The following is a 25,457-nucleotide window of genomic DNA, read 5'->3' as shown; positions in this document are numbered from 1 at the left end:
CTTTATCAACAATGGTCAGGGTAGACTGATTTTCAGCTAAGGAGGAAGGTGATGTTAGGTTGGGTAATTACCTGTCACGACGACCGGGCGCAAGAGATGTTGGATGCGCTGGAAAAAAAACATGGCGCACTTATCCAGTGCCGGGCGGTGAATTTCTGGCGCGGATTAAGTTCCAATATGCTCAGCCGCATGATGTGCGATGCTCTGCATGAAACAGATTCTGGCGATGGGGTTATCTTTTTAACCGATATTGCAGGTGCTGCGCCTTATCGTGTTGCATCGTTATTAAGCCACAAACATTCCCGTTGCGAAGTGATTTCTGGTGTCACGTTACCGTTAATTGAGCAGATGCTGGCCTACCGTGAAACGTTATTCAGTGCGGAGTTTCGCGAGCGAATTGTCGAACTGGGTGGGCCTGAAGTCAGTAGTCTCTGGCACCAACAACAAAAAAATCCCCCCTTTGTCCTCAAGCATAATTGGTTCGAGTATTAAATCGCATTCCGATTTTGCTACACTAACGGCGCTGTTTCTCGCCTGGTAGTTTTCTCATGATTAAAAAGATTATTTTTTTACTGCTGCTGGTTTCATCTGGTGTCGGCGCAGCGCTTCCCGCGCGTTATATGCAAACCACTCAGGATGCAGCTATCTGGGGAAAAATTGGCGACAAAACGGTAACCGTCGGCAACATTCGCGCCGGGCAGATTATTTCGGTCATCCCAACCGCTGCCGATTATTATGAATTCAATTTTGGTTTTGCTACGGGGTATATTGATAAAGGGCATCTGGAACCTGTACAAGGGCGGCAAAAAGTTGAAGATGGTCTGGGGGATCTGAATAAGCCACTGAGTAACCAAAATCTTATTACATGGAAAGATACTCCGATATACAACGCGCCTGATGCGGGTAGTGCGCCATTTGGCGTGTTGGCCGATAATTTGCGTTATCCCATTATTAATAAATTAAAAGATCGCCTGAATCAAACCTGGTATCAAATTCGTATTGGCGAACGACTGGCCTATATCAGTGCACTGGATGCGCAGCAGGATAACGGTATTCCTGTGTTGACCTACCATCATATTTTACGCGATGAAGAGAACACCCGTTTTCGTCATACTTCGACCACGACGTCGGTGCGAGCTTTCAATAACCAGATGACCTGGTTACGCGATCGTGGATATACCACGTTAACCTTGTATCAACTGGAAGGGTATCTGCGTAATTCGATGAATCTTCCGGCTCGCGCGGTGGTGCTGACATTTGATGATGGCTTGAAATCAGTGAGTCGCTATGCATATCCCATTCTGAAACAATACGGTATGAAGGCGACGGCGTTTATTATTACCTCTCGCATCAAACGTCATCCACAGAAATGGAATCCGCAGTCATTACAGTTTATGAGTGTTTCTGAACTGCTTGATGTCAGCGATGTTTTTGATTTCCAGTCACATACTCATTTTTTGCATAGGGTAGATGGATATCGCCGACCCATATTACTCAGCCGCAGTGAGCATAATATTCTGTTTGATTTCGAACGCTCTCGTCGGGCGCTAAACCAATTTAATCCTCGAGTCTTGTATCTTTCGTATCCATTTGGTGGATTTAATGACAAAGCGGTAAAGGCGGCAAATGATGCCGGATTTCATCTGGCGGTGACGACCATGAAAGGTAAAGTAAAACCGGGGGATAATCCGTATTTATTAAAGCGGCTGTATATTTTAAGAACAGATTCGCTGGAGACGATGTCGCGGCTGGTGAGTAACCAGCCGCAGGGGTGATTATCAGGCAACCTGCACCGGAATCGCTTTCGCGGTACGTTTCATTTCATTGTCGCCTTCAAAGTAGGCAACGTTGGGGCGCCAGGTACGGGCTTCTGCATCTGGCATAGTGACGAAGCTGGCGATGATGACAATATCGCCGACGCTGGCACAGTGGGCCGCTGCACCGTTGACAGAAATAATTCTCGAACCACGTTCTGCCGCGATGGCATAGGTGGAGAAACGCTTGCCGTTGGTAACATTCCAGATATCAATGGCTTCGTTTTCGAGAATACCGGCTGCGTCAAGAAAATCCTGGTCAATGGCGCAAGAACCTTCATAGTGCAGGTCCGCATGAGTCACTTTCACGCGGTGGAGTTTGCCCTGCAGCATCGTGCGAATCATAACTTCTACCTTTCTACCCTGTCGTTAACGAAGCAGGCGATGCCTGCTTTGAGGAAATTCTCACGCAGTATTGCCCGATTTTTGATAAGTGTCTACTGATCTGATGGCTTTTGCACCAGCAGTTTGCGTACCGCGCCGAAGCGTGCCATGTAACGCCTGTAACCAATTGAAATTTCTCTGAACGCTGCTCGGTAAACAACAAAGAGGTGGCTGACGACGGCACGCCTTGACTGGATACTGCCTTCACACAGGGCCACACGGAAGGCAGGGAAGATGGACGCACCGAGTACCACACCGCATGACGCGGTATTTAAACAATTTTTAATGCATGCGGAGACGGCTCGCGACTTCCTGGATATCCATTTGCCAGTGGAACTACGCGAACTTTGTGACCTCAACACGCTTCATTTAGAGTCGGGGAGTTTCATTGAAGAGAGCCTGAAAGGACACAGCACGGACGTGCTCTATTCCGTACAGATGCAGGGTAGTACGGGTTATCTGCATGTTGTGATTGAACACCAAAGCAAGCCGGATAAGAAAATGGCCTTTCGCATGATGCGTTATTCTATTGCTGCCATGCACCGGCATCTGGAGGCGGATCACGATAAGCTACCGCTGGTGGTGCCGATTCTGTTTTATCAGGGCGAGGCCACACCTTATCCGCTCTCAATGTGCTGGTTTGATATGTTTTACTCGCCGGAGCTGGCGCGACGCGTTTATAACAGTCCATTCCCGCTGGTGGACATCACCATTACGCCGGATGACGAAATCATGCAACATCGGCGGATTGCGATTCTCGAACTGCTGCAAAAACATATTCGCCAACGCGACTTAATGTTATTGCTGGAGCAACTGGTCACGCTGATTGACGAAGGGTACACTAGCGGAAGTCAGTTAGTTGCCATGCAAAACTATATGCTGCAACGTGGTCATACTGAACAAGCGGATTTGTTTTACGGTGTATTGAGGGACAGGGAAACGGGAGGGGAGTCTATGATGACGCTGGCGCAGTGGTTTGAAGAGAGGGGAAGACAGGAGGAAAGGCAGGAATTCGCCCTTCGTCTTCTGAATAAAGGAATGTCTCGGGAAGACGTTGCAGAGATGGCAAATTTACCTCTTGCTGAGGTTGATAAGTTGATTAACTAAGTTGTCTGTATTATCAGTTATAGCCAGATAATTGTTATTGTTAACTGGTCACATAATTAAGGGAACATATGGAAATAAAGACACGGAGAGAAACCAGGCAGACGTTGGCGCAGTGGTTTGAAGAGAAGGGATTTCAGAAGGCATATCAGGAAGCGTATCAAGAGGCGTATCAGGAAGTAAGACAGGAAGTAAGACAGGAAGTAAGACAGGAATGCGCCCAACGTCTTCTGAGGAAAGGAATACTTCGTGAGGATGTTGCAGAGTTGGCAAATTTATCTCTTGCAGAGGTAGATAAGCTAATTAACCTTAATTAAGTTACCTGTGTTATGACAGATGACGTGGGGCAATAAATAACTGGCGCCATCAGCCGTAGCGCCAGTTAAGTATTACGCCAGCTCGACGATTTTGTTGTCGATCAGGCGAGCATCGCCAAGCCAGGCGGCTACCAGAATCACGGCCCGTTTGCTGTTTTCAGAGACTTCCAGCAGCGTATCGGCATCACGAATCTGAATATCATCGGCGCGGAAGCCTTTTTCATTCAGTTCTTGCCCTGCAATGGCAATAATCTCATCGAGATCCCGCTCTCCAGCCTGCAATTTGTCGGCAATCGAACTTAAAACTTTGTACAGACCTGGCGCAATTTTGCGTTGTTCCGCCGTCAGATAACCGTTACGGGAACTCAGCGCCAGACCGTCTTTCGCACGCATAATCGGTACGCCGACAATCTCAATATCGAAGCCCATATCAGCAACCATTTTGCGGATCAGCGCCAGTTGCTGAAAGTCCTTTTCGCCGAAGCAGGCGATGTCCGGCTGGACCAGGTTAAACAGCTTGCTGACGATGGTCGACACGCCGCGAAAATGTCCCGGACGGCTGGCACCTTCCAGCATGGTCGAAAGGCCAGGAACATCAACATAGGTGTGGGTTTCGGTACCGTTCGGGTAGATCTCTTTTACCGAGGGCGCGAAAACTAAATCCACTTTACGTTTGTTTAGCTTTTCGCAGTCCTCTTGCAAGGTCCGTGGATAACGTGCCAGATCTTCCGGGCGGTCGAACTGCATCGGGTTAACGAAAATACTGACCACCACCACATCGGCGCGGGCTTTGGCTTCGTCGACCAGTTTCATATGGCCATCGTGCAGGTTACCCATGGTTGGCACCAGCGCCACGCGCTTACCTTCCATACGCAGGCGGCGAATTTGCTGACGCAGCAGCGGCAGGGTTTCGATAATTAACACAACGTGACTCCTTAATGGAAACTGTGTTCTTCGCCCGGATAAACGCCGGACTCCACTTCAGCCATATACTGCCGCACAGCCGCGCGGATGTCGCCCGTTTCGGCGAGGAAATTTTTAGCGAATTTAGGAATGTGACCGCCGGTAATACCAAAGGCGTCGTGCATCACCAGGATCTGCCCATCGGTGACGTTACCCGCACCAATACCGATAACCGGGATCGCCAGCGCTTCGGTAATGCGTTTTGCCAGCTCAACCGGCACGCATTCCAGCACCAGCAATTGTGCACCAGCGGCTTCTAAGGCTAATGCATCGCTGAGCAGTCGATCGCCCGCTTCATCGCCGCGCCCCTGGACTTTGTAGCCGCCGAAAATATTCACTGACTGTGGCGTTAAACCTAAGTGACCACATACAGGAACCGCGCGCTCGGTCAGCATTTGTACGGTTTCTACCAACCACGCACCGCCTTCGATTTTGACCATATTGGCACCGGCACGCATAACCGTTGCGGCATTTTCAAAGGCTTGTTCCGGCGTGGCATATGCCATAAACGGCAGGTCAGCCAGCAGCAGGCAGTTTGGTGCACCGCGACGTACGGCGGCAGTGTGGTAGACGATATCGGCAACGGTTACTGGCAGAGTGGAGTCGTGGCCCTGAACGGTCATGCCCAGTGAATCACCCACCAGCATCACGTTAAGCCCTTCATCGGCAAACAGTTTAGCGAAGCTGTAGTCGTAAGCGGTGATGGTCGCGAAACGCTTTTTATCCTGCTTACATTTCTGAAGTGAAGCAATGGTGGTTGGTTTCATAACGTATCCTGATAAATGATGTCGTGTTGCCTGGCATTTTATCAGTCACATTGGTGGGGGCAATGATTTATCCGTAGCAGCACTGCCAGAAGCTGGCAGTGCTGCTACGTTATCAGGGATAGGTTACCTGGAAAGTACTGGTAGCTTTAAATTCCCCAGGTTCGATAGTAATATTCCCGTCTTGCTTTAATGTAGCCTGGAAATGAAGAGGCTGTGATGTGCCCTTACCTTGATTAGGGTAAACCCCATCGGATGTGTCATCTTCGGTTTCATAATCTTTATAAACAGAGGTCGTATCATTAGGTTTTAATGTCATTAGCGGATTTTTACTGGTTGCTAAACCTTCAATGAGTACGCCAACACCTTTGGCTGCAGTGCTTCCAGTAAGCGTATTGCCAAGCAGTAGTGTATTTTCAGTACCTACTTTTCCAGTGACAAGTTTTGTTTCAATATTACGCACACGAATACAATTCTGAAGCGAGATATCAAAGGGAACAGGTGATGCACCATTTTTAATTGCCCCAGAACTATATTCTCCCATTCTAACCGTTGAGCCATTGACTGATGGTCCGGTAAGCATGGATATAAAACATGTTGGTAAGGTTAATTTCACATTATTCAGTGTGAAATTGACATAAATGTGGTTGCTATGAGGTTTGATTTTAGTACCAGGATTGAAGGCCTTAAACGAATAAAGATAATTTGATGAGCTGGATAACTGGACTTGTTGATTAGATGTAGGGTCGAAATTAACATCTGTATAAAATTCAACAGTTATGTTGTGTAAAATACCACCAATAGCCCAAAATTTATTGTCGCTGTTTGCTCTGTTGCAACCCTTGGTTTGTAGATCGTTGTCTGTTACGGAAAAGAAAAATTCTTGGTTTGAAGGATCTCCGATATATATTCCTGGTGATTGAATATCAGTTATTGTATTGTATGCAGACCAGACATTTGATATTAACAAAGTGTAATACAGGCCAGGAACTGATGTCTTAAATAGTTTATGCCCGCCATAATCTTTACCTGAATAGACCATGGCATTTTCAATGGTTATTGGCCCAGCAATCGCTCCGCCAGATGTATTGCAGTAAAGAATACCACCACCGATACCTGTGTCCAGATATGACCAGTACAGTTTTACCCCTGTCGGGCCGAACTGCGTGGGTTTATAAAAAACCAAGTTGCTTGATGTTGATGTGTAATTAAAGGTCATCTGTGCGGCAGTGGAGGGGCCTTTAAAATTATCAACGCCTGATTTATCTCCCACAATAAAACTTGTAGTTGCGCTAACTGTATAACAACAAAAATATAGTGCCAGAAAAAGAAAATATTTGAAGAGTGTTTTCATTTTTACTCCATTGTTGCGTTTTTATTAGAGTTTGTGCTATTTTTATTAGTTATTCGTAGTAAATATCAACTAACACATGGCTCATAAGTTGACCAGATGTAACACTCAATGCAGGATCGATTTTTTGCATTCGAGTGCTAAATTTCCAGGATGAACCATTCATGTCATCCGACATCACTGGATAAATGGAACGTGAGCTGCCTGAAGCATTAAGAACATTGAATGTATTCGCCGGATCCTGGATAGAAAATATAACCACTCCTACATTACTCGCCCCTGACGAAACTTCATTGGAAAATATTTGTCGGGAACCATTAGCCATTGCACCACTTTGTGCTCTAAAGTCTATGTGTAGTTGATTTAATACATTTCCTGTTCCCTGAAATGCACAGTCTGAGACAGTGACAGTGAACTCTTTTCCACCTGGTTGATAACTTTCAGGAGTAACATTACCTGAAAAATATCCCACACCAACGACGCCAAGATCAATATTACCCTGGTTACTGATTCCGCTTTTGCAAGTGCTGTTTTTTACATTGGCAACAAGGTCGATATCCTGTCCAGCGATGGCTGGACAGGTAATGGGAAACAGTAATGACAGAAACAGAATTATTCTATTCATCAGCTTACGTTGAGTGGGATGCATATATAGTTCCTGAATCTGTCAGTCTGTTAGTTATAGGTGATAGTAAATGTTGCAGGGGCGAAAAAATCACCTGCCGTAACATTATTGACAGTTTTATCCTTATCTACCACAAGGACTGCACTCATATCAAAGTTCACAACATTAGTACCTGTTGCACCCACAATACTCTTTTCTTTCGCTTGAGGAGTAGCGCAGCTAAATTGTTTATTTTTATCTGCTCGATCTGGTGTTATGGCACCCCAGACTTCAACCACAACCGCATTTGCTTTTTCTGTGGATGTAGATGCATTGGCAAATCCATCACCATTATTGGCATTTCCTTCACATGTGCCAACTTTGGTTAATGTTATATATGCTTTCTTTCCTGGAATCCCTGCACAATCTTTAAACTGTAGTTTGAATGTTTTAATTTTGGTTTTAGCATTTATTTCAGATATATATACATCACCAAAATTAACCGTGGAGATTTTATTATTACCATCCATAAGTGTTGCTGTGCAGGTACCCATTTCCACAGTGGTAATAACAGTCAGTCCAATGCTGTCTGTTGCAGCATAAGACGGGACACTGAATAATGAGGCTACCAGAACCAGACTGCTGGATAATCCATAACGTAAATTTTTAAATGTCATCTTAATTATCCTTATTATTGATAGATGAAATTAAACGTCGCCAGAGCGCGGAAATTCCCCGGCACACCAGCGCCTTGAGATGTTTCACGTAGCGCAACAGTCATTTCAAGACCTTTGTCGGACGGTATTTCGTTTGTGTCCCAGCGTATCTTTTCCGCACTGTTGGGTTTAAGAAAAGTGGCATCATCAGCACCCCGTCTCTTGAAACCCATACCGATATAACTTGTCGTAGAATTTGTATCACCAGACAGCGGTATAATAAGCTTGGGTGAACTTGATGAGGCGTTTCCGGTCAGAGTGGTATCGATCCAGCTAATGCCACTGCTGCACCCACTGGCAACCAGTTTAAAATCAGCCTGAGATTCTGCAGTTTTGTTCGCGATCTTATCCAGCCCCATTTTGGGGATTTTCAATGTGTAGTTATTATTGCCATCATTCGTGACATTATTACCAGTAAGAGTGATATTACAGGTTGTCGCTTTGACAGTAGCTGTAAACTCTACATTAATATCCGTTGCTAATACTGAGGGGGATAATAATATTCCCATCAGTGTCGCTATTTTATATGGCGTTATTTTTATCATTTGACGTCCCTTGTAGTTACTGAATCTGACACCGAATTCCATTCAGAATAATAGATTGCGCTATTTTTTCTGCTTCTGAACTTTGTTGATAATGCGCAAGGCAACTAACGGGTTTACTTTCTTCTATCCACTTAATGCTGATATTTCCCTGCTGTTCAATACCACGAACAAAAGCCTGTCCACCTTGTCCAACATTACCAATGACATTTCCTTGCTCATCATAAATATCTGCAGCAAATGGAATATTTTTACCATCACTTCGTGTGATGTTCATAATGGCTGATTGCCCTTGCACGGTTTCAAAATCAGCAAAGACGACTGACCCCTGACGCGGAACAGCTACTGCACTGGTACTTTTTAATTCAACATCGTTCTCGAGATCGTTGATATCCAGCGCGATACGGTTTTCATGATAAGGAGAAAGTGCACTGGTGACACCATACCCCCATCGATCGATAGTACTGTTGCCATAATTTATTCGCGCTCCTTGAGCACCTGGAGCCTGAACTATCGCCAGTGTATCGGAGTCGCTAAAACTGTCATTGCTGAAGGTCAGGCCGCCGCTATGCAATACAAAGCCACCGTCGGTGCTGAGAGAAACTTGACGGTTGTTATCGCTATTTGCAGAAACTGAACCTGCCAGGGTTCCCCACGGTGACTCATAGCTGGCATAACCCCCAACATAACTCAAATCTTTGCTGGCTTTATTCATCGTATAGCCAGTATTCACGCTATAACTGACGCGAGCGTTATCGCTATAGCCACTGCTACTGACGTTGAGTTGGTTATTACCCTTAAAGTCACTGCTCATCTGAGTATCAATACTCTGGAAACCTGAATTACGTTGTTCAGTGCCGAGTAGTTTTTCAATAGGAATAGTGAAACTGAGATAAATGCTATCTTCAGTGTCACCGTCTTCATTCCATGAACGCTGTGCACTGACACTGTAGCTGCCCCAGGATGCACTGTTACTGTAGCCAATAGAATAATTGCTACGATTTTGCCCTGAAGCCCAGTAATCGGACCAACTTCCGGAAAGATAAAATGAACCGTAATCTTTTTTCTCAAATTTCAACGGTTGGTTAATACTGACCGTAACCTGATTTTTCATGCGCGAGTAATTACGCATGGATTTCGGTTCAAGATCTTGTTCGGGATGTTTCACTTCATCAATTAGAGTTAGTGCATCATTAAGACCAAGATAATTCTGTGTCGAATAGCGATAGGCCGCGATATTCAGTGAAGTACTTGTTTCTTCGAATAACTTGTTCCAGGAAACACGATAACTTTGCCCCTGATATGTTTTATCATCCGGGATACGAACATTGGAGTGAGTCACATCTAAAGAAAATGCACCGACTGAGGTATTCAGGCCAAGACCTAACAAACCGGCGGTATAGTTATTATCGGTAATCTGAATACCGGTATAACCCGTCAGATAGTTATTCAGACCGTAGTAGTAGCTGGCCTGAAATAAATTAGGCTCATCCTGAATATCATCTTTTAAGACCTGACCGCCGCTAATGTCCCAGCGTCCAACGCCAGGGCGTAACATTTGAACAACCGATGAGAAAGGTTGCGAGAATGTCCGCTTTGAGCCATCGGATTCTTCGACAGTAACAATAAGATCGCTGCCGTACCCTGACGGACTCAGATCATCAATGACGAAAGCGCCTGGCGGCACAGTCGTTTCATAAATCTTATAGCCACCTTGCGTAATAGTGACTTTGGCGTTGGTATTGGCAACACCATGAATGATAGGCGCAAAACTGGCTAATGTCGGAGGCAACATGCGGCTGTCACTGTATAAGCGAATGCCTCGGATACTGACGGAATCAAAGGTTTCGCCCGTAGTATAAGACTCACCAATAATGAGTTGAGATCGCAGCGAGGCGATATCACGTTGAACATACCGATTCTTAAAATCATAATTACTGCCAGAATCGGTCATCCAGTTGTAGTTGCCTGAGGCACGCAGTCGCCATGCACCTAAATTCATCCCACCGTTAAAAGCAGCATAAATGCTGTCATTTCTTCGACCAGGGGTTTCACTATGATATCCATTGAGGTTGTATGACAACATGGCCGCATTAATGCCGTTTTCCCATAACGATGGATCAACATAGTTTTGGTAATTTTTCATTACCCAGGCTTGAGGAACGTCTATATCCAGACGTTGATCGTTAACATCATAACGAACGGAAGCCTGAGGGATAATTTCCGTCAAATTGAGGCAATTGCCGAGAGCTTCATCCCGGGCAAGCAGAACGGCTTTTTCGCTGTTTATATCGGGAGAATTAATATGAAACTGCAATAAATTTTTAAGTGTGATACAGGCTTGTGCGTTCTTTTTTCCTTCAATCTCAACAAATGTAATGCTTTGGTTAATAATAGGTTGATCGTTGACATAAACACTGACGTCGTAAACACCCGGTATAGCAGGGTTACCTTCACTATACCGGCTGAGATCAATATTTGAGGCATTCTGCCCCATCAGGAAGGTATGGTCATATTCAACGAGTTCAGCACTGAAAGCACTATTGCAATACAGCAGCGCGCAAAACGTGGCGATACGGGTCAGATGATTATGATAATTTTTAGTTGGTTTTATAGTCACGTTATGCTTCCTGCGGAATTATATCCTTGCCTGATTACAGACTGGCATTACCTTCAATGGCTCCACCAAAGTCATTAATGGCGTAAAAATGCACTTTTGCAGAATTTGCTTTGCCATTAAGGCCAGTGACTTTCATGACTTCATCACTGAATGGTGCAATCATTTTCACATCAATCGGATAGCGTTTACCGCTGGCTTCTAAATCACCACTGCTAAAAGAGACGTAGTAAGGGGTTGGATTGGCCACTCGTAATGCTGCTTTACCCTCGGAACCTGACCAGGACCATTTCAGGGCTAATGGTGCTTCAGAGGGATTTCCCTTCAATGCTTCCGGGCGATAGAACAGTTTTATACGTGTGCGAAATGCCAGTTGCAGCAGGCTTTGATTTGCTACCTTTTCGGCATCTGGTTTTGGAGGAACTTCCAGTACGTTAAACCAGAACACGCTCTCTCTGTCTTTAGGCAGCGAGGTACTGGCGGTATACACCAATTTAATTGTTTGCCCACGTTTAGCATCAATACGCGATACTGGCGGCGTGGCGGTAAAGGGGACTTTAATACTGCCAGGTTCTGCGTTGTCATCGCCAGTATCTAACCAGCTCTGAACAAGCAATGGGTTATTCCCTTTATTTTCCAGACGTACGTTGACGCTTTTTTGATCGCCTTTGTATATTACGCGAGTACCAGAAATGACGATATCCGCAATAGTCGATGAGCTAAAAGCCATACAGGTTACGAAGCATAAAGCTGCTGTATGTTTGGTGTTAAAAAACATAAACCATCCCTGACAGAGTTAATTAAGACAGGGAATAATATAAAAATAGTAATTATTAATACTATTCCCTGTATATTCATTCAATCAATTTAATTGGTGAATACTTACTGATAAGTAATGGTGTATGCAGTGTTAGTTTTTACATAACCAGCAGTTGCTGTCTGACTTGCTTCAGCACGAACGTAAGACGCTTTAAAATCATAAACTGCAGATTTTGTCGTCGCATCCATGGTTTTAGTGTACACATCGCCAGGATTGTTAATTTGAACTTGTTTGATAGTGGAACCATCAATATTGTGCAGAGCGATATTTACGCCATCAGACGGGTTGTTAATAGACATGTCGTTGTTCAGCGTTCCTTTGCTATTACCAAAGAAAACAGAACCGAAGGTCATTTTAGCTGTGCTACCTGGATTCGGGTTCGCTTTGCTACAGTCAACGGTGATGCTGAAAGGTTTAGCTTTAGCACCAACGGTATCATTCAGTACGCCGTCAGTGATTTCACCAACAGTTGCAGTTTGCAGCAGGATTAGACCATCTTTGTTACCACCGTCTACACGGGTTTCACAGGTGTTATCAACAACCAGACCGCTGATATTTAACTGACCACCGTCCATATCTGCAGAAGCAGTACCTGCAACCATTGTCAGCATAAGACCAGACAGGGCAAAACCTAATTTTTTAGACATAAAAATCCTTGAATTATATTCCATGAGTTTAACTTCAATCGGGAGTCCGCACATGGGGAGGCCCGATAGACTAGGAAGATTGGTTTGTTAATGATGAGGACTTGAATTTACCGAATGTTACATCTGCTCATCATTAGGGGGGATATTGTGCATAATAAAAATTATATATCCACTTAATTCATCTTTAAGTAAAACTAAATATCTAAAGTTGAAAAAATAGTGTATGGGGTGGGAAGGTTAAGAGGGGGGATATATTGATTAATTGTGGTTGTAACTTAAAAATGCATTGATTGCAATTGTTGGGGAGTATTTTTCAGAATTTATTTATATTCAAGTGGCTATTGAATTACCACTTGTCTAATTCATCGTATTTATTTATTTGTAATAAGTTGTCTAATGTTGTTCCATCAGGAAAAACCAGCTCCGGCGCAATCTCAAACAGCGGCCACAGCATAAATCCACGATTCTTTATATCGTAGTGCGGAACGGTGAGTCGTTCGGTATTAATTGTTTCATTACCAAATAACATAATGTCGAGGTCCAGCGTGCGTGGTCCCCAGCGTTCAGCTTTGCGGATGCGACCTTGCTGCAACTCAATACGCTGTGTGTGATTGAGTAACTCTTCAGGGGCAAGAGCGGTTTCCAGCGCCACGGCTGCATTTAAGTAATCGGGTTGATCTTGCGGCCCCAGCGGCGGGGTACGGTAATACGAAGAAACAGCAAGAATGCGGCTTTCCGGAATGTCGCCTAATGCTTTCACGGCAGCATTGACCTGCTCCAGCGGAGAGGCCAGATTGCTGCCTATGGCAATATACGCCACCGTCATGCGGTACCCTCGCGACGCGGCGCGCGTTTGCGCGGACGGCGAGTACGACGGCGCGGTGTTGGATCTTCATCCAGCTCGTTGAGCATCCCTTTTTGGTCTGGTGGCGCAGAAACCTGGAACTCACCCCACCATTTCGCCAGACGTTGCAGCTCGGCGTTGCGTTCCACTTCAGCACGCAGAGCCAGCAGGTCGTAGGCGGCGCGGAATTTCGGATGCTCCAGCAGTTTCCATGCACGTTTGCCCTGACGACGGGACATACGCAGCTGCAACTGCCAGATATCGCGAGTTAGCGTAGTCAGACGTTTCGGGATTGCCAGTGAACGGCAGGCTTCGTCCAGCACGTCGTTCATCGCCAGCGCGAAAGCGTCGTGATAGGTCAGGCCGCTTTCCTGAGCAATTTTCTGCGCTGTTTCCAGCAGTGGATACCAGAACATGGCGGCAAACAAAAACGCCGGGTTAACGCGCATATCGTTATGAATACGCGTATCGGTATTCTTCAGTACCTGCTCAATGATCCGCTCCATTGGGCTGTCGCCATTTTCCGTGAAGTAACGGGTAATGGTCGGGAACAGCGGCTGGAACAGATTATATTCACACAACAGTTTATAGGTTTCGTAACCGTAGCCCGCTTGCAACAGTTTAAGAGACTCTTCAAACAGGCGTGCTGGCGGAATATCGTTGAGCAGAGTAGCAAGGCGTGGGATCGGCTCGGCAGTTTCTGGGCTGATGCGCATCCCCAGTTTCGCGGCAAAACGTACTGCGCGCAGCATACGTACCGGATCTTCACGGTAGCGCGTTTCCGGGTTCCCAATCAGGCGGATAACACCGTCTTTCAGATCCTGCATGCCACCAACGTAATCACGGACGGTAAAATCCGCGACGCTGTAATACAGACTATTAATAGTGAAATCGCGGCGCTGGGCGTCTTCTTCGATGGAACCGAAAATGTTGTCGCGTAGCAACATGCCGTTTTGCCCGCGCTGAGAAGTCGTGCGGTCGCTGACATTGCCTTCGTGGTGACCACGGAAGGTGGCGACTTCGATAATTTCCGGGCCAAACATCACATGAGCCAGACGGAAACGGCGACCTACCAGGCGGCAATTACGGAACAGTTTGCGCACCTGCTCAGGCGTGGCGTTGGTGGTCACGTCAAAATCTTTCGGCTTTTTGCCAAGTAACAGGTCGCGTACGCCGCCGCCAACCAGCCAGGCTTCGTATCCCGCTTTATTGAGCCTGTACATTACCTTCAGGGCATTTTCACTGATATCTTTGCGGGAAATAGCATGCTGCTCGCGCGGGATCACCGTCACCTGTGGACGGGCGACTGCCTGTTCAGCTTCGCTCTCCTCGCGGCTCAACACCTTGCGGCAAAAATTAGCGACTCGGGTAAAAATAATACACCTCGGTAGTGTCAAACATCATTCAGGACAAAAAAATAGCGGCTAATCATAGCTCAGCATGACGCATTTGAGAATGTTGAATTTACAATTGCCGACTCTGGCACGGCGGTCAGCGTCCAGTTTTTGACGGCTGACTGAAGGATTTGCTCTACGCTGTAATCCTGCCAGTGCGCTTCTGCCTGCTGACCCAGAAAATGAAGTGCCGCGATTAACACCGGGCGCGGATCGCCTTTCGGTAACGCAGGCGCATGATTCTGCTTGGAAAGTTTAGCGCCTTGTTCGTTTAGCGCCAGCGGTAAATGAATGTAATCTGGCACCTGCCAGCCAAAAAGCTGGTACAGCGAGATTTGCCGCACTGTCGGTTCAATTAAATCTGCCCCACGAACAATTTCTGTGACGCCCTGGAAGTGATCATCGACCACCACCGCCAGGTTATAGGCAAACAAACCATCACGACGATGAATAATAAAATCTTCTCGCGCCAGTTTTTCGTCGGCGAAAATAATTCCGCGTAGTTGATCAGTAAACTGTGTGACCGGATGCAACTGCCGAATACGCACAGCCGCGTTGTCTGGTCCATGATGCAATGCCCGGCAATGACCGTCGTAAATACCGCCAATGCTTTGAATACGCGCACGCGTGCAGGTGCAGTAATAACTTAGCTCTTGCTCATGTAACCAGGCGAGTGCTTCGCGATAGGCGTCGTGACGTTGCGATTGCCAGAGAACGCCGCCGTCCCAGTGCAGGCCGTAATGTTCCAGCTGGCGCAGGATAGTTTCTGCGGCACCGGGAACTTCACGAGGCGGGTCGATATCTTCAATGCGTACCAGCCAGCGACCTTGCCGGGCGCGAGCCTGCAAATAGCTGCCAAGCGCGGCAATCAGAGAACCAAAATGAAGCTCGCCGGAAGGAGAGGGGGCGAAGCGACCAATATACTGTGTGTCTGTCATCTCTTTGAACAAAAATAAGGCGGGAGTATTTCCCGCCTGTGGTAAACGTGATGGAACGGCTGTAATTAGCCAGCCATCTGTTTTTCGCGAATTTCAGCCAGCGTTTTGCAGTCGATGCACAGATCGGCTGTCGGGCGCGCTTCCAGACGACGAATACCAATTTCAACACCGCAAGATTCGCAGTAGCCGAAATCTTCGTCTTCCACTTTTTTCAGCGTCTTCTCGATCTTTTTGATCAGCTTACGCTCGCGATCGCGGTTACGCAGTTCGAGGCTGAACTCTTCTTCCTGGGCTGCACGGTCTACCGGGTCCGGGAAGTTGGCTGCTTCATCCTGCATATGTGTAACGGTGCGATCGACTTCATCCCTGAGTTGATTACGCCATGCTTCCAGAATACGACGGAAGTGCGCCAGCTGGGCTTCGTTCATATACTCTTCGCCCGGCTTCTCCTGATATGGCTCCACCCCAGCGATGGCGAGAATACTCAGGGACGATGTTTTACGGTTTTGCCCTTCTTGCATGTTGCTTCTCCTTAACACGCACTATCGATCCCCATGTTCGGGGGAAAAATGAGGCCGCTATAAATAGCAGATGCTTTTCCGGATAGCAATTATCTAAACGTAACACTTGACAACTGTGTGAGGAAAAGCGTATTTGCGCACGCGACCAGAATGTAAATTAACCAGTTACTTACACTACTACAATGTAACAGGCAGTGATTTTTTAAGAGCCATACCTTCAGCAGAAAGTTCCGCTTTATAAGCCAGAATTTCTACTCCCCTCTGTTGTGCTTCTGACAATAGTTGCGCGTATTTCTCATCGATGTGGCGCGCGGGTGAAAACCGTGTAATGGCTGAATGCAGTACAGCGAAAAAAATCACCGCACGTTGGCCTTCAGCCGCTACGCTCATCAACTCCCGAAGATGTTTCTGCCCACGTTGGGTAACAGCATCGGGAAAGTAACCTTGCTCATTTTCCGCTAACGTAACCGATTTCACTTCAATATAGCAGTCAGGTCGAAACCTCGCCTGTAACATGAGGTCAATACGACTGCGCTCGGCACCGTATTTTACTTCGCTTTTCAGCGAGCTATAGCCTGATAGCTCCGAAATTTCCCCATTAAGGATAGCCTCTTTCGTCAATCTATTCGCCCAAAGCGTATTAACGCAAATAAATGCGCCGCTTTGGCTTTGGGTTAATTCCCAGGTGTGCGGGTATTTCCGTTTTGTATTGTCGGAAGTCGAATACCAGACGGTATCGCCAGGCGTTGCACAACCGGTCATCGCGCCAGTGTTGGGGCAGTGTAGCGTCAATTCACGGCCATCAGGTGTGATCACATCGGCTAAAAAGCGTTTATAACGCTGAATTAGCGTGGCGCGCTGTAAAGGAGGAGAAAATTCCATTATGACAATCCTTGTTATTGCGTCAGCGTCCAGCGTTTGAGCGGTGTGTAACGTGTACGCCCACGGGCAAACGAGGAAGCATAAAGAGTGAACTCCTTCACCTCATATGACCAGTTAAAACCAGGCGGTGGGATTGTTACCGCCTCGCTGGCGTCGCGCAATAAGGTGATATGCGGATGAAACGGTCGATTGCTTTGAAAACAACCACTGCGTGCTGCCTGAGAACGAAGCATATTCGCCAGTTGGATTAAGCCGCGCGGTGGCTGGCGCATACCCAACCATACCACGCGTGAACGCAGCCACTGACCTGCGTCATCAAGCGTGAGTGTAAAACCGGGTTGACGAATTCGCCCGGCCAGCAGTGAGAGCGCCTTCTCTTTGTCTGCGCTTACTTCGCCTAAAAACGCCAACGTCAGATGCAAATTCTCAGCAGCAACCGGGCGGCCTGCTTCAGGTGGAAACTGTGCGGCGCGCCAGTGAATAATCTGTTCGCGGATTTCAGCAGGTAGGTCAATGGCAAAGAACAGCCGTTGCGGTTCAGACATGTCAGGCACTCGGTTATGAATTACCGCGATGCTACAATGTGGCGCGAAGAATGTTAACCCTCTGGAGCGTTTTGTGTCGTCGTTACCCGTTGCAGCCGTCTTACCTGAATTACTTGCCGCCCTCGATTATGCGCCGCAGGTGTTATTAAGTGCGCCGACCGGAGCCGGAAAATCGACCTGGCTACCGCTGCAACTTCTGGCGCATTCAGGGATTCACGGGAAAATCATCCTGTTGGAGCCACGTCGACTGGCGGCGCGTAACGTTGCGCAACGCCTGGCGGAGCTGCTGAACGAAAAGCCTGGCGACACAGTTGGCTACCGGATGCGTGCGCAAAACTGCGTCGGGCCGAATACTCGTCTGGAAGTGGTCACCGAAGGCGTGTTGACGCGCATGATCCAGCGCGACCCGGAACTGAACGGCGTGGGGCTGGTGATCCTCGATGAATTTCATGAACGCAGTTTGCAGGCGGATTTGGCGCTGGCGTTGTTACTCGATGTGCAACAAGGTCTGCGCGATGACTTAAAGCTGCTAATTATGTCGGCTACGCTGGATAACGATCGCTTGCAGCAGATGCTGCCAGAAGCGCCCGTTGTTGTTTCCGAAGGGCGCTCGTATCCGGTGGAGCGCCGCTATTTGCCGTTGCCTGCACACCAACGCTTTGACGAAGCAGTAGCTGCCGCTACCGCCGAATTGCTGCGCCAGGAAACTGGGTCATTACTGTTATTTTTACCTGGTGTCGGAGAAATTCAGCGCGTGCAGGAACAACTGGCGTCACGCATCGGCAGTGATGTGTTGCTCTGCCCACTGTATGGGGCGTTGTCGCTGAACGATCAGCGAAAAGCTATCCTCCCTGCGCCGCAAGGAATGCGCAAAGTGGTGCTGGCGACCAACATCGCTGAAACCAGTCTAACCATCGAAGGTATCCGTCTGGTGGTGGATTGCGCCCAGGAAAGGGTAGCGCGCTTTGATCCGCGTACGGGTCTTACTCGGTTGATCACTCAGCGCGTTAGTCAGGCGTCGATGACGCAACGTGCCGGGCGCGCCGGGCGTCTGGAGCCAGGTATTTGCCTGCATTTAATCGCTAAAGAGCAGGCGGAACGCGCCGCAGCGCAAAGTGAACCGGAGATCTTACAAAGCGATCTCTCCGGTTTGTTGATGGAGTTACTGCAATGGGGATGTAGCGATCCGGCACAGATGAACTGGCTGGATCACCCGCCAGCGGTGAATCTACAGGCGGCGAAACGCCTGTTACAAATGCTGGGGGCGCTGGACGGTGAACGGCTTAGTGCGCAAGGGCAAAAAATGGCGGCGCTGGGTAACGATCCGCGTTTAGCGGCAATGCTGGTGAGCGCGAAGAGTGACGATGAAGCGGCTACCGCCGCAAAAATTGCCGCTATTCTCGAAGAACCGCCACGGATGGGTAATGGCGATCTTGGCGTGGCGTTCTCGCGCAATCAACCTGCCTGGCAGCAACGTAGTCAGCAACTGTTGAAACGCTTAAACGTACGCGGCGGTGAGGAGGACAGTTCGCTTATTGCGCCGCTACTTGCCGGGGCGTTTGCCGATCGTATTGCTCGTCGGCGTGGGCAAGATGGTCGCTATCAACTGGCGAACGGCATGGGGGCGATGCTGGATGCCGACGACGCGTTAAACCGCCACGAATGGCTGATCGCACCGTTATTATTGCAGGGCAGCGCCTCGCCGGATGCGCGGATTTTGCTGGCGCTGCCGGTCGATATTAATACGTTAGTAGAACGTTGCCCGCAACTGGTGCAACAGTCTGACACTGTGGAGTGGGACGATGCTCAAGGCACGCTGAAAGCCTGGCGTCGGCTGCAAATTGGCCAGCTCACGGTAAAAGTGCAGCCACTAGCGAAACCTTCGGAAGAAGAATTACATCAGGCGATGCTTAACGGTATACGCGATAAAGGATTAAACGTCCTCAACTGGACGCCAGAAGCGGAACAGCTACGCCTGCGTTTACTGTGCGCTGCGAAGTGGTTACCAGAGTATGACTGGCCAGCGGTCGATGACGCGAGTTTATTGGCGACGCTTGAAACGTGGTTGTTGCCGCATATGAGCGGTGTACATTCGCTACGTGGTCTGAAATCAGTCGATATTTACCAGGCGCTGCATGGATTACTCGATTGGGGAATGCAGCAACGTCTGGTGAGTTCCCTGCCTGCGCATTACACTGTGCCGACGGGAAGTCGGATCGCCATTCGTTATCATGAAGATAACCCACCTGCGCTGGCAGTAAGAATGCAGGAGATGTTTGGCGAAGCCACCAATCCGACAATCGCCCAGGGGCGTGTGCCGCTGGTGCTGGAGTTACTTTCACCCGCCCAAAGGCCGCTGCAAATCACGCGTGATTTGGGGGCCTTCTGGAAAGGGGCGTATCGTGAGGTGCAAAAGGAGATGAAAGGGCGTTATCCCAAACACGTCTGGCCGGACGACCCGGCGAATACCGCACCAACGCGGCGGACGAAAAAGTATTCGTAAGGTTGGTAAACGGGCATAGGGGCAATGTGCGCGCTGATGCCCTCACCCCGGCCCTCTCCCACAGGGAGAGGGTGAAAAGCATTTTGAGAGATATCTTCTTCTGTATTGCAACAGAAGAACAGAAAATCGGGCTTTTGCGCCTGAATATTGCGGAGAAAAAGCATGGCCGGGAATGACCGCGAGCCAATTGGACGCAAAGGGAAACCGACGCGTCCAGTCAAACAAAAGGTAAGCCGTCGTCGTTACGAAGACGACGATGATTACGACGATTATGATGACTATGAGGACGAAGAACCGATGCCGCGCAAAGGAAAGGGCAAAGGAAAAGGGCGTAAGCCTCGTGGCAAACGCGGCTGGTTATGGTTGCTGCTAAAACTGGCTATCGTTTTTGCCGTGCTGATCGCCATTTACGGCGTTTATCTCGATCAAAAAATTCGTAGCCGTATTGATGGCAAGGTCTGGCAGTTGCCAGCGGCGGTCTATGGCCGAATGGTTAACCTTGAACCAGATATGACCATCAGCAAGAACGAGATGGTGAAACTGCTGGAGGCGACCCAGTATCGTCAGGTGTCGAAGATGACCCGTCCTGGCGAATTTACCGTGCAGGCCAACAGCATTGAAATGATCCGCCGTCCGTTTGATTTCCCGGACAGTAAAGAAGGGCAGGTGCGTGCGCGTCTGACTTTTGATGGTGATCATCTGGCGACCATCGTCAATATGGAGAACAACCGGCAGTTCGGTTTCTTCCGTCTTGATCCGCGCCTGATCACCATGATCTCCTCGCCAAACGGCGAGCAGCGTCTGTTTGTGCCGCGCAGTGGTTTCCCGGACTTGCTGGTAGATACCTTGCTGGCGACAGAAGACCGTCATTTCTACGAGCATGATGGCATCAGCCTCTACTCCATTGGACGTGCGGTGCTGGCGAACCTGACAGCCGGACGCACGGTGCAGGGGGCGAGTACACTGACGCAACAGTTAGTGAAAAACCTGTTCCTCTCCAGCGAACGTTCTTACTGGCGTAAAGCGAACGAAGCCTATATGGCGTTGATCATGGATGCGCGTTACAGCAAAGATCGCATTCTTGAGCTGTATATGAACGAGGTGTATCTCGGTCAGAGCGGCGACAACGAAATTCGTGGCTTCCCGCTGGCGAGCCTGTACTACTTTGGTCGCCCGGTAGAAGAGTTGAGCCTTGACCAGCAGGCGCTGTTAGTTGGCATGGTGAAAGGCGCGTCGATCTACAACCCGTGGCGTAATCCGAAACTGGCGCTGGAGCGACGTAACCTGGTGCTGCGTTTGCTGCAACAACAGCAGATTATCGACGGCGAACTGTATGAAATGCTGAGTGCGCGTCCGCTGGGCGTACAGCCACGCGGCGGAGTAATCTCTCCTCAGCCAGCCTTTATGCAGCTGGTGCGTCAGGAGTTGCAGGCGAAACTGGGCGATAAGGTGAAAGATCTCTCTGGTGTGAAGATCTTCACTACTTTTGACTCAGTGGCCCAGGATGCGGCAGAAAAAGCTGCCGTAGAAGGCATTCCTGCACTGAAGAAACAGCGTAAGTTGAGCGATCTGGAAACGGCGATTGTCGTCGTTGATCGCTTTAGTGGCGAAGTCCGTGCGATGGTCGGGGGGGCTGAACCGCAGTTTGCGGGCTACAACCGTGCGATGCAGGCACGTCGTTCGATTGGTTCACTGGCAAAACCAGCGACTTATCTTACGGCGTTAAGCCAGCCGAAAATCTATCGTCTGAATACGTGGATTGCCGATGCGCCAATCGCGCTGCGTCAGCCGAACGGTCAGGTCTGGTCACCGCAGAACGATGATCGTCGCTATAGCGAAAGCGGCAGAGTGATGCTGGTGGATGCGTTGACCCGTTCGATGAACGTGCCGACGGTGAATCTGGGGATGGCGCTGGGGCTGCCTGCGGTTACGGATACCTGGATCAAACTGGGCGTGCCGAAAGACCAGTTGAATCCAGTTCCGGCAATGTTGCTGGGAGCGCTGAACTTAACGCCAATCGAAGTGGCGCAGGCGTTCCAGACTATCGCCAGCGGTGGTAACCGCGCGCCGCTTTCTGCACTGCGTTCGGTAATCGCGGAAGATGGTAAGGTGCTGTATCAGAGCTTCCCGCAGGCGGAACGCGCAGTTCCGGCGCAGGCGGCGTATCTGACGCTGTGGACCATGCAGCAAGTGGTGCAACGTGGTACAGGGCGTCAGCTTGGGGCGAAATATCCGAACCTGCATCTGGCAGGGAAAACGGGTACTACCAACAACAACGTTGATACCTGGTTTGCGGGCATTGACGGCAGCACGGTGACCATCACCTGGGTAGGCCGCGATAACAACCAGCCGACTAAGCTGTACGGTGCCAGCGGGGCGATGTCGATTTACCAGCGTTATCTGGCTAATCAGACACCAACGCCGCTGAATCTTGTACCGCCGGAAGATATCGTGGATATGGGCGTGGATTACGACGGTAACTTTGTTTGCAGCGGTGGTATGCGTACTTTGCCGGTCTGGACCAGCGATCCGCAATCGCTGTGCCAGCAGAGTGAGATACAGCAGCAGCCGTCAGGCAATCCGTTTGATCAGTCTTCTCAGCCGCAACAGCAACCTGCTCAACAGCAGCAGAAAGACAGCGACGGCGTGGCAGGCTGGATCAAGGATATGTTTGGTAGTAATTAACGTCTAAACGTGAAATACCGGATGGCGAGTTGCCATCCGGTAAAATAACATCCCACCCAAAGTATTAACCCTTTCTTTTCATCTGGTTGTTTATTAACCCTTCAGGAACGCTCAGATTGCGTACCGCTTGCGAACCCGCTAGCGTTTCGAATATTATCTTATCTTTATAATAATCATTCTCGTTTACGTTATCATTCACTTTACATCAGAGATATACCAATGGCGCGTTCCAAAACTGCTCAGCCAAAACACTCACTGCGTAAAATCGCAGTCGTAGTAGCCACAGCGGTTAGCGGCATGTCTGTTTATGCACAGGCAGCGGTTGAACCGAAAGAAGACACTATCACCGTTACCGCTGCACCTGCGCCACAAGAAAGCGCATGGGGTCCGGCTGCCACTATCGCGGCGCGACAGTCCGCCACCGGCACCAAAACAGATACGCCGATTCAAAAAGTGCCACAGTCTATTTCTGTTGTGACTGCCGAAGAGATGGCGCTGCATCAGCCGAAGTCAGTAAAAGAAGCGCTCAGTTACACGCCGGGTGTCTCAGTGGGTACGCGTGGCGCATCCAACACTTATGACCACCTGATCATTCGTGGTTTTGCTGCGGAAGGCCAAAGTCAGAACAACTATCTGAATGGCCTGAAGATGCAGGGTAACTTCTATAACGATGCGGTTATCGACCCGTATATGCTGGAGCGCGCTGAAATCATGCGTGGCCCGGTATCCGTGCTTTACGGTAAAAGCAGTCCTGGCGGCCTGTTGAACATGGTCAGCAAGCGCCCGACCACCGAACCACTGAAAGAAGTCCAGTTTAAAGCCGGGACTGACAGCCTGTTCCAGACCGGTTTTGACTTTAGCGATGCGCTGGATGATGACGGCGTTTACTCTTATCGTCTGACCGGTCTTGCGCGCTCTGCCAATGCCCAGCAAAAGGGGGCGGAAGAGCAGCGTTATGCCATCGCTCCAGCGTTTACCTGGCGTCCGGACGATAAAACCAATTTCACCTTCCTCTCTTACTTCCAGAATGAGCCGGAAACCGGTTATTACGGCTGGTTGCCGAAAGAAGGGACCGTTGATACGCTGCCAAACGGTAAGCGTCTGCCGACTGACTTTAATGAAGGGGCGAAGAACAACACCTATTCTCGTAATGAGAAGATGGTGGGCTACAGCTTCGACCACGAATTTAATGACACCTTTACTGTGCGTCAGAACCTGCGCTTTGCTGAAAACAAAACCTCGCAAAACAGCGTTTATGGTTACGGCGTCTGCTCCGATCCGGCGAATGCTTACAGCCAGCAGTGTGCAGCATTAGCGCCAGCGGATAAAGGCCATTATCTGGCGCGTAAATACGTCGTTGATGATGAGAAGCTGCAAAACTTCTCTGTTGATACCCAGTTGCAAAGCAAATTCGCCACTGGCGATATCGACCATACCCTGCTGACCGGTGTCGACTTTATGCGTATGCGTAATGACATCAACGCCTGGTTTGGTTACGACGACTCTGTGCCACTGCTCGATCTGTACAATCCGGTGAATACCAATTTCGATTTCAATGCCAAAGACCCGGCAAACTCAGGCCCGTACCGCATTCTGAATAAGCAGAAGCAAACGGGTATTTACGTTCAGGATCAGGCGCAGTGGGATAAAGTGCTGGTCACCCTGGGCGGTCGTTACGACTGGGCAGATCAAGAATCTCTTAACCGCGTAGCGGGAACGACAGATAAACGTGATGACAAACAGTTCACCTGGCGTGGTGGCGTTAACTACCTGTTTGATAACGGCGTAACACCGTACTTCAGCTATAGCGAATCGTTTGAACCTTCTTCACAGGTCGGGAAGGATGGTAATATTTTCGCACCGTCTAAAGGTAAGCAGTACGAAGTCGGCGTGAAATACGTACCGGAAGATCGCCCAATTGTGGTGACTGGCGCGCTGTATAATCTCACCAAAACCAACAACCTGATGGCGGATCCTGAGGGTTCCTTCTTCTCGGTTGAAGGTGGCGAGATCCGTGCGCGTGGCGTTGAGATCGAAGCAAAAGCGGCGCTGTCGGCGAGTGTTAACGTAGTCGGTTCTTATACTTACACCGATGCGGAATACACCACCGATACTACCTATAAAGGCAATACACCTGCGCAGGTGCCAAAACACATGGCTTCTCTGTGGGCTGATTACACCTTCTTTGACGGTCCACTTTCAGGTCTGACGCTGGGTACTGGCGGTCGTTATACTGGCTCCAGCTACGGCGATCCGGCGAACTCCTTTAAAGTGGGAAGTTATACGGTCGTGGATGCGTTAGTGCGTTATGATCTGGCGCGAGTCGGCATGGCTGGCTCCAACGTGGCGCTGCATGTTAACAACCTGTTCGATCGTGAATACGTCGCCAGCTGCTTTAACACCTATGGCTGCTTCTGGGGCGCAGAACGTCAGGTCGTTGCAACCGCAACCTTCCGTTTCTAATTTTCTCTTTGGGGCACGGATTTCCGTGCCCGCTTCACA

At 49.0% G+C, this 25,457-nt stretch carries 22 protein-coding genes and 1 pseudogene; 7 read left to right on the top strand and 16 right to left on the bottom strand.

The genetic code is table 11. The features are described from left to right. Window positions 1-51 precede the first annotated feature (51 nt). Both AACU94_RS17305 and AACU94_RS17300 read left to right on the top strand, forming a co-directional pair. Window positions 52-492, top strand: coding sequence for a PTS sugar transporter subunit IIA (locus AACU94_RS17305; RefSeq protein WP_135489882.1), 441 nt, complete (start codon window positions 52-54; stop codon window positions 490-492). A gap of 56 nt (window positions 493-548) precedes the next feature. Beyond that, complete coding sequence (locus tag AACU94_RS17300; protein ID WP_130217374.1) at window positions 549-1,775, top strand: polysaccharide deacetylase family protein; 1,227 nt, start codon at window positions 549-551, stop codon at window positions 1,773-1,775. A gap of 3 nt (window positions 1,776-1,778) precedes the next feature. Here the strand turns inward: AACU94_RS17300 and panD are convergent, their stop codons facing one another. Further along, on the bottom strand, window positions 1,779-2,159 hold the full coding sequence (panD, locus tag AACU94_RS17295; protein ID WP_000621508.1) for an aspartate 1-decarboxylase: 381 nt from the start codon (window positions 2,157-2,159) through the stop codon (window positions 1,779-1,781). 273 nt (window positions 2,160-2,432) lie between these two features. Between panD and AACU94_RS17290 the strand changes: the two genes are divergently transcribed. Both AACU94_RS17290 and AACU94_RS17285 read left to right on the top strand, forming a co-directional pair. Next, window positions 2,433-3,305 carry an Rpn family recombination-promoting nuclease/putative transposase gene (locus AACU94_RS17290; protein ID WP_130221616.1) on the top strand — a complete coding sequence of 291 codons (873 nt, stop codon included), beginning with the start codon at window positions 2,433-2,435 and terminating at the stop codon, window positions 3,303-3,305. A gap of 68 nt (window positions 3,306-3,373) precedes the next feature. After that, window positions 3,374-3,619, top strand: coding sequence for a hypothetical protein (locus AACU94_RS17285; RefSeq protein WP_135489881.1), 246 nt, complete (start codon window positions 3,374-3,376; stop codon window positions 3,617-3,619). A gap of 72 nt (window positions 3,620-3,691) precedes the next feature. On the opposite strand, the gene panC is transcribed toward AACU94_RS17285, so the two are convergent. The 15 genes and pseudogenes from panC to thpR all read right to left on the bottom strand — a co-directional run bounded on the left by panC (window position 3,692) and on the right by thpR (window position 17,767). Continuing rightward, window positions 3,692-4,543: a pantoate--beta-alanine ligase gene (gene panC / locus AACU94_RS17280; protein ID WP_000905368.1), complete on the bottom strand. Its 852-nt coding sequence runs from the start codon at window positions 4,541-4,543 to the stop codon at window positions 3,692-3,694. An 11-nt stretch (window positions 4,544-4,554) separates the two neighbouring features. Next, window positions 4,555-5,349 (bottom strand): 3-methyl-2-oxobutanoate hydroxymethyltransferase, encoded by a 795-nt coding sequence (panB, locus tag AACU94_RS17275; protein ID WP_130221614.1) that lies wholly within the window; start codon window positions 5,347-5,349, stop codon window positions 4,555-4,557. A gap of 112 nt (window positions 5,350-5,461) precedes the next feature. After that, a pseudogene (locus AACU94_RS17270) lies at window positions 5,462-6,703 on the bottom strand (fimbrial-like adhesin); the annotation flags it as partial. Window positions 6,704-6,749: 46 nt separating this feature from the next. Continuing rightward, a complete protein-coding gene (locus AACU94_RS17265) occupies window positions 6,750-7,346 on the bottom strand; it encodes a fimbrial-like protein (protein ID WP_130217362.1) in 597 nt (198 codons plus the stop codon). Between the two features lie 26 nt (window positions 7,347-7,372). Beyond that, window positions 7,373-7,978 carry a fimbrial-like protein YadL gene (gene yadL, locus AACU94_RS17260; protein ID WP_130217360.1) on the bottom strand — a complete coding sequence of 202 codons (606 nt, stop codon included), beginning with the start codon at window positions 7,976-7,978 and terminating at the stop codon, window positions 7,373-7,375. A 14-nt stretch (window positions 7,979-7,992) separates the two neighbouring features. Continuing rightward, window positions 7,993-8,562, bottom strand: a complete 570-nt coding sequence (locus AACU94_RS17255; protein ID WP_130217358.1) for a fimbrial protein — start codon at window positions 8,560-8,562, stop codon at window positions 7,993-7,995. Between the two features lie 16 nt (window positions 8,563-8,578). Continuing rightward, window positions 8,579-11,179 carry a Yad fimbria usher protein HtrE gene (gene htrE, locus AACU94_RS17250; protein WP_130221612.1) on the bottom strand — a complete coding sequence of 867 codons (2,601 nt, stop codon included), beginning with the start codon at window positions 11,177-11,179 and terminating at the stop codon, window positions 8,579-8,581. A gap of 34 nt (window positions 11,180-11,213) precedes the next feature. Then, a complete protein-coding gene (locus AACU94_RS17245; RefSeq protein ID WP_130217354.1) occupies window positions 11,214-11,954 on the bottom strand; it encodes a fimbrial chaperone in 741 nt (246 codons plus the stop codon). A gap of 104 nt (window positions 11,955-12,058) precedes the next feature. Further along, entirely contained in the window at window positions 12,059-12,643 is a 585-nt protein-coding gene (locus tag AACU94_RS17240; protein ID WP_130217352.1) for a fimbrial protein, read from the bottom strand. 346 nt (window positions 12,644-12,989) lie between these two features. Continuing rightward, a complete protein-coding gene (gene folK, locus AACU94_RS17235; RefSeq protein ID WP_135489879.1) occupies window positions 12,990-13,469 on the bottom strand; it encodes a 2-amino-4-hydroxy-6-hydroxymethyldihydropteridine diphosphokinase in 480 nt (159 codons plus the stop codon). Next, window positions 13,466-14,863, bottom strand: coding sequence for a polynucleotide adenylyltransferase PcnB (gene pcnB, locus AACU94_RS17230; protein WP_205712856.1), 1,398 nt, complete (start codon window positions 14,861-14,863; stop codon window positions 13,466-13,468). Before pcnB ends, folK begins: the two co-directional genes overlap by 4 nt. Before the next feature lie 59 nt (window positions 14,864-14,922). Next, on the bottom strand, window positions 14,923-15,819 hold the full coding sequence (gluQRS, locus tag AACU94_RS17225) for a tRNA glutamyl-Q(34) synthetase GluQRS (RefSeq protein ID WP_135489877.1): 897 nt from the start codon (window positions 15,817-15,819) through the stop codon (window positions 14,923-14,925). Window positions 15,820-15,884: 65 nt separating this feature from the next. Then, window positions 15,885-16,340 (bottom strand): RNA polymerase-binding protein DksA, encoded by a 456-nt coding sequence (gene dksA, locus AACU94_RS17220; RefSeq protein ID WP_001155227.1) that lies wholly within the window; start codon window positions 16,338-16,340, stop codon window positions 15,885-15,887. A gap of 177 nt (window positions 16,341-16,517) precedes the next feature. Next, window positions 16,518-17,222: a DNA/RNA nuclease SfsA gene (gene sfsA, locus AACU94_RS17215; protein WP_130204989.1), complete on the bottom strand. Its 705-nt coding sequence runs from the start codon at window positions 17,220-17,222 to the stop codon at window positions 16,518-16,520. Window positions 17,223-17,236: 14 nt separating this feature from the next. After that, the gene (gene thpR, locus AACU94_RS17210) at window positions 17,237-17,767 is read right to left on the bottom strand and encodes an RNA 2',3'-cyclic phosphodiesterase (protein WP_130204991.1); all 531 of its coding nucleotides are present in this window, start codon (window positions 17,765-17,767) and stop codon (window positions 17,237-17,239) included. 73 nt (window positions 17,768-17,840) lie between these two features. Between thpR and hrpB the strand changes: the two genes are divergently transcribed. From hrpB to fhuA, 3 genes are all read left to right on the top strand, one after another. Beyond that, on the top strand, window positions 17,841-20,270 hold the full coding sequence (gene hrpB, locus AACU94_RS17205; protein ID WP_135489875.1) for an ATP-dependent helicase HrpB: 2,430 nt from the start codon (window positions 17,841-17,843) through the stop codon (window positions 20,268-20,270). Window positions 20,271-20,432: 162 nt separating this feature from the next. After that, window positions 20,433-22,955: a bifunctional glycosyl transferase/transpeptidase gene (gene mrcB / locus AACU94_RS17200; protein WP_130217344.1), complete on the top strand. Its 2,523-nt coding sequence runs from the start codon at window positions 20,433-20,435 to the stop codon at window positions 22,953-22,955. 219 nt (window positions 22,956-23,174) lie between these two features. Then, window positions 23,175-25,418 (top strand): ferrichrome porin FhuA, encoded by a 2,244-nt coding sequence (gene fhuA, locus AACU94_RS17195; protein WP_135489874.1) that lies wholly within the window; start codon window positions 23,175-23,177, stop codon window positions 25,416-25,418. Window positions 25,419-25,457 lie beyond the last annotated feature (39 nt).

The organism is Escherichia sp. E4702 (assembly GCF_963883545.1).
Taxonomy (GTDB): domain Bacteria; phylum Pseudomonadota; class Gammaproteobacteria; order Enterobacterales; family Enterobacteriaceae; genus Escherichia.
The sequence above is the reverse complement of the archived record's forward strand: the minus strand, read 5'-3'. Positions and strand labels throughout refer to the sequence as shown.

Coding starts and splice junctions, on each gene's coding strand:
- AACU94_RS17305 (WP_135489882.1), top strand. CDS start 52: ATGTTAGGTTGGGTAATTACCTGTCACGACGACCGGGCGCAAGAGATG.
- AACU94_RS17300 (WP_130217374.1), top strand. CDS start 549: ATGATTAAAAAGATTATTTTTTTACTGCTGCTGGTTTCATCTGGTGTC.
- panD (WP_000621508.1), bottom strand. CDS start 2,159: ATGATTCGCACGATGCTGCAGGGCAAACTCCACCGCGTGAAAGTGACT.
- AACU94_RS17290 (WP_130221616.1), top strand. CDS start 2,433: ATGGACGCACCGAGTACCACACCGCATGACGCGGTATTTAAACAATTT.
- AACU94_RS17285 (WP_135489881.1), top strand. CDS start 3,374: ATGGAAATAAAGACACGGAGAGAAACCAGGCAGACGTTGGCGCAGTGG.
- panB (WP_130221614.1), bottom strand. CDS start 5,349: ATGAAACCAACCACCATTGCTTCACTTCAGAAATGTAAGCAGGATAAA.
- AACU94_RS17265 (WP_130217362.1), bottom strand. CDS start 7,346: ATGCATCCCACTCAACGTAAGCTGATGAATAGAATAATTCTGTTTCTG.
- yadL (WP_130217360.1), bottom strand. CDS start 7,978: ATGACATTTAAAAATTTACGTTATGGATTATCCAGCAGTCTGGTTCTG.
- AACU94_RS17255 (WP_130217358.1), bottom strand. CDS start 8,562: ATGATAAAAATAACGCCATATAAAATAGCGACACTGATGGGAATATTA.
- AACU94_RS17245 (WP_130217354.1), bottom strand. CDS start 11,954: ATGTTTTTTAACACCAAACATACAGCAGCTTTATGCTTCGTAACCTGT.
- AACU94_RS17240 (WP_130217352.1), bottom strand. CDS start 12,643: ATGTCTAAAAAATTAGGTTTTGCCCTGTCTGGTCTTATGCTGACAATG.
- folK (WP_135489879.1), bottom strand. CDS start 13,469: ATGACGGTGGCGTATATTGCCATAGGCAGCAATCTGGCCTCTCCGCTG.
- gluQRS (WP_135489877.1), bottom strand. CDS start 15,819: ATGACAGACACACAGTATATTGGTCGCTTCGCCCCCTCTCCTTCCGGC.
- dksA (WP_001155227.1), bottom strand. CDS start 16,340: ATGCAAGAAGGGCAAAACCGTAAAACATCGTCCCTGAGTATTCTCGCC.
- sfsA (WP_130204989.1), bottom strand. CDS start 17,222: ATGGAATTTTCTCCTCCTTTACAGCGCGCCACGCTAATTCAGCGTTAT.
- thpR (WP_130204991.1), bottom strand. CDS start 17,767: ATGTCTGAACCGCAACGGCTGTTCTTTGCCATTGACCTACCTGCTGAA.
- mrcB (WP_130217344.1), top strand. CDS start 20,433: ATGGCCGGGAATGACCGCGAGCCAATTGGACGCAAAGGGAAACCGACG.
- fhuA (WP_135489874.1), top strand. CDS start 23,175: ATGGCGCGTTCCAAAACTGCTCAGCCAAAACACTCACTGCGTAAAATC.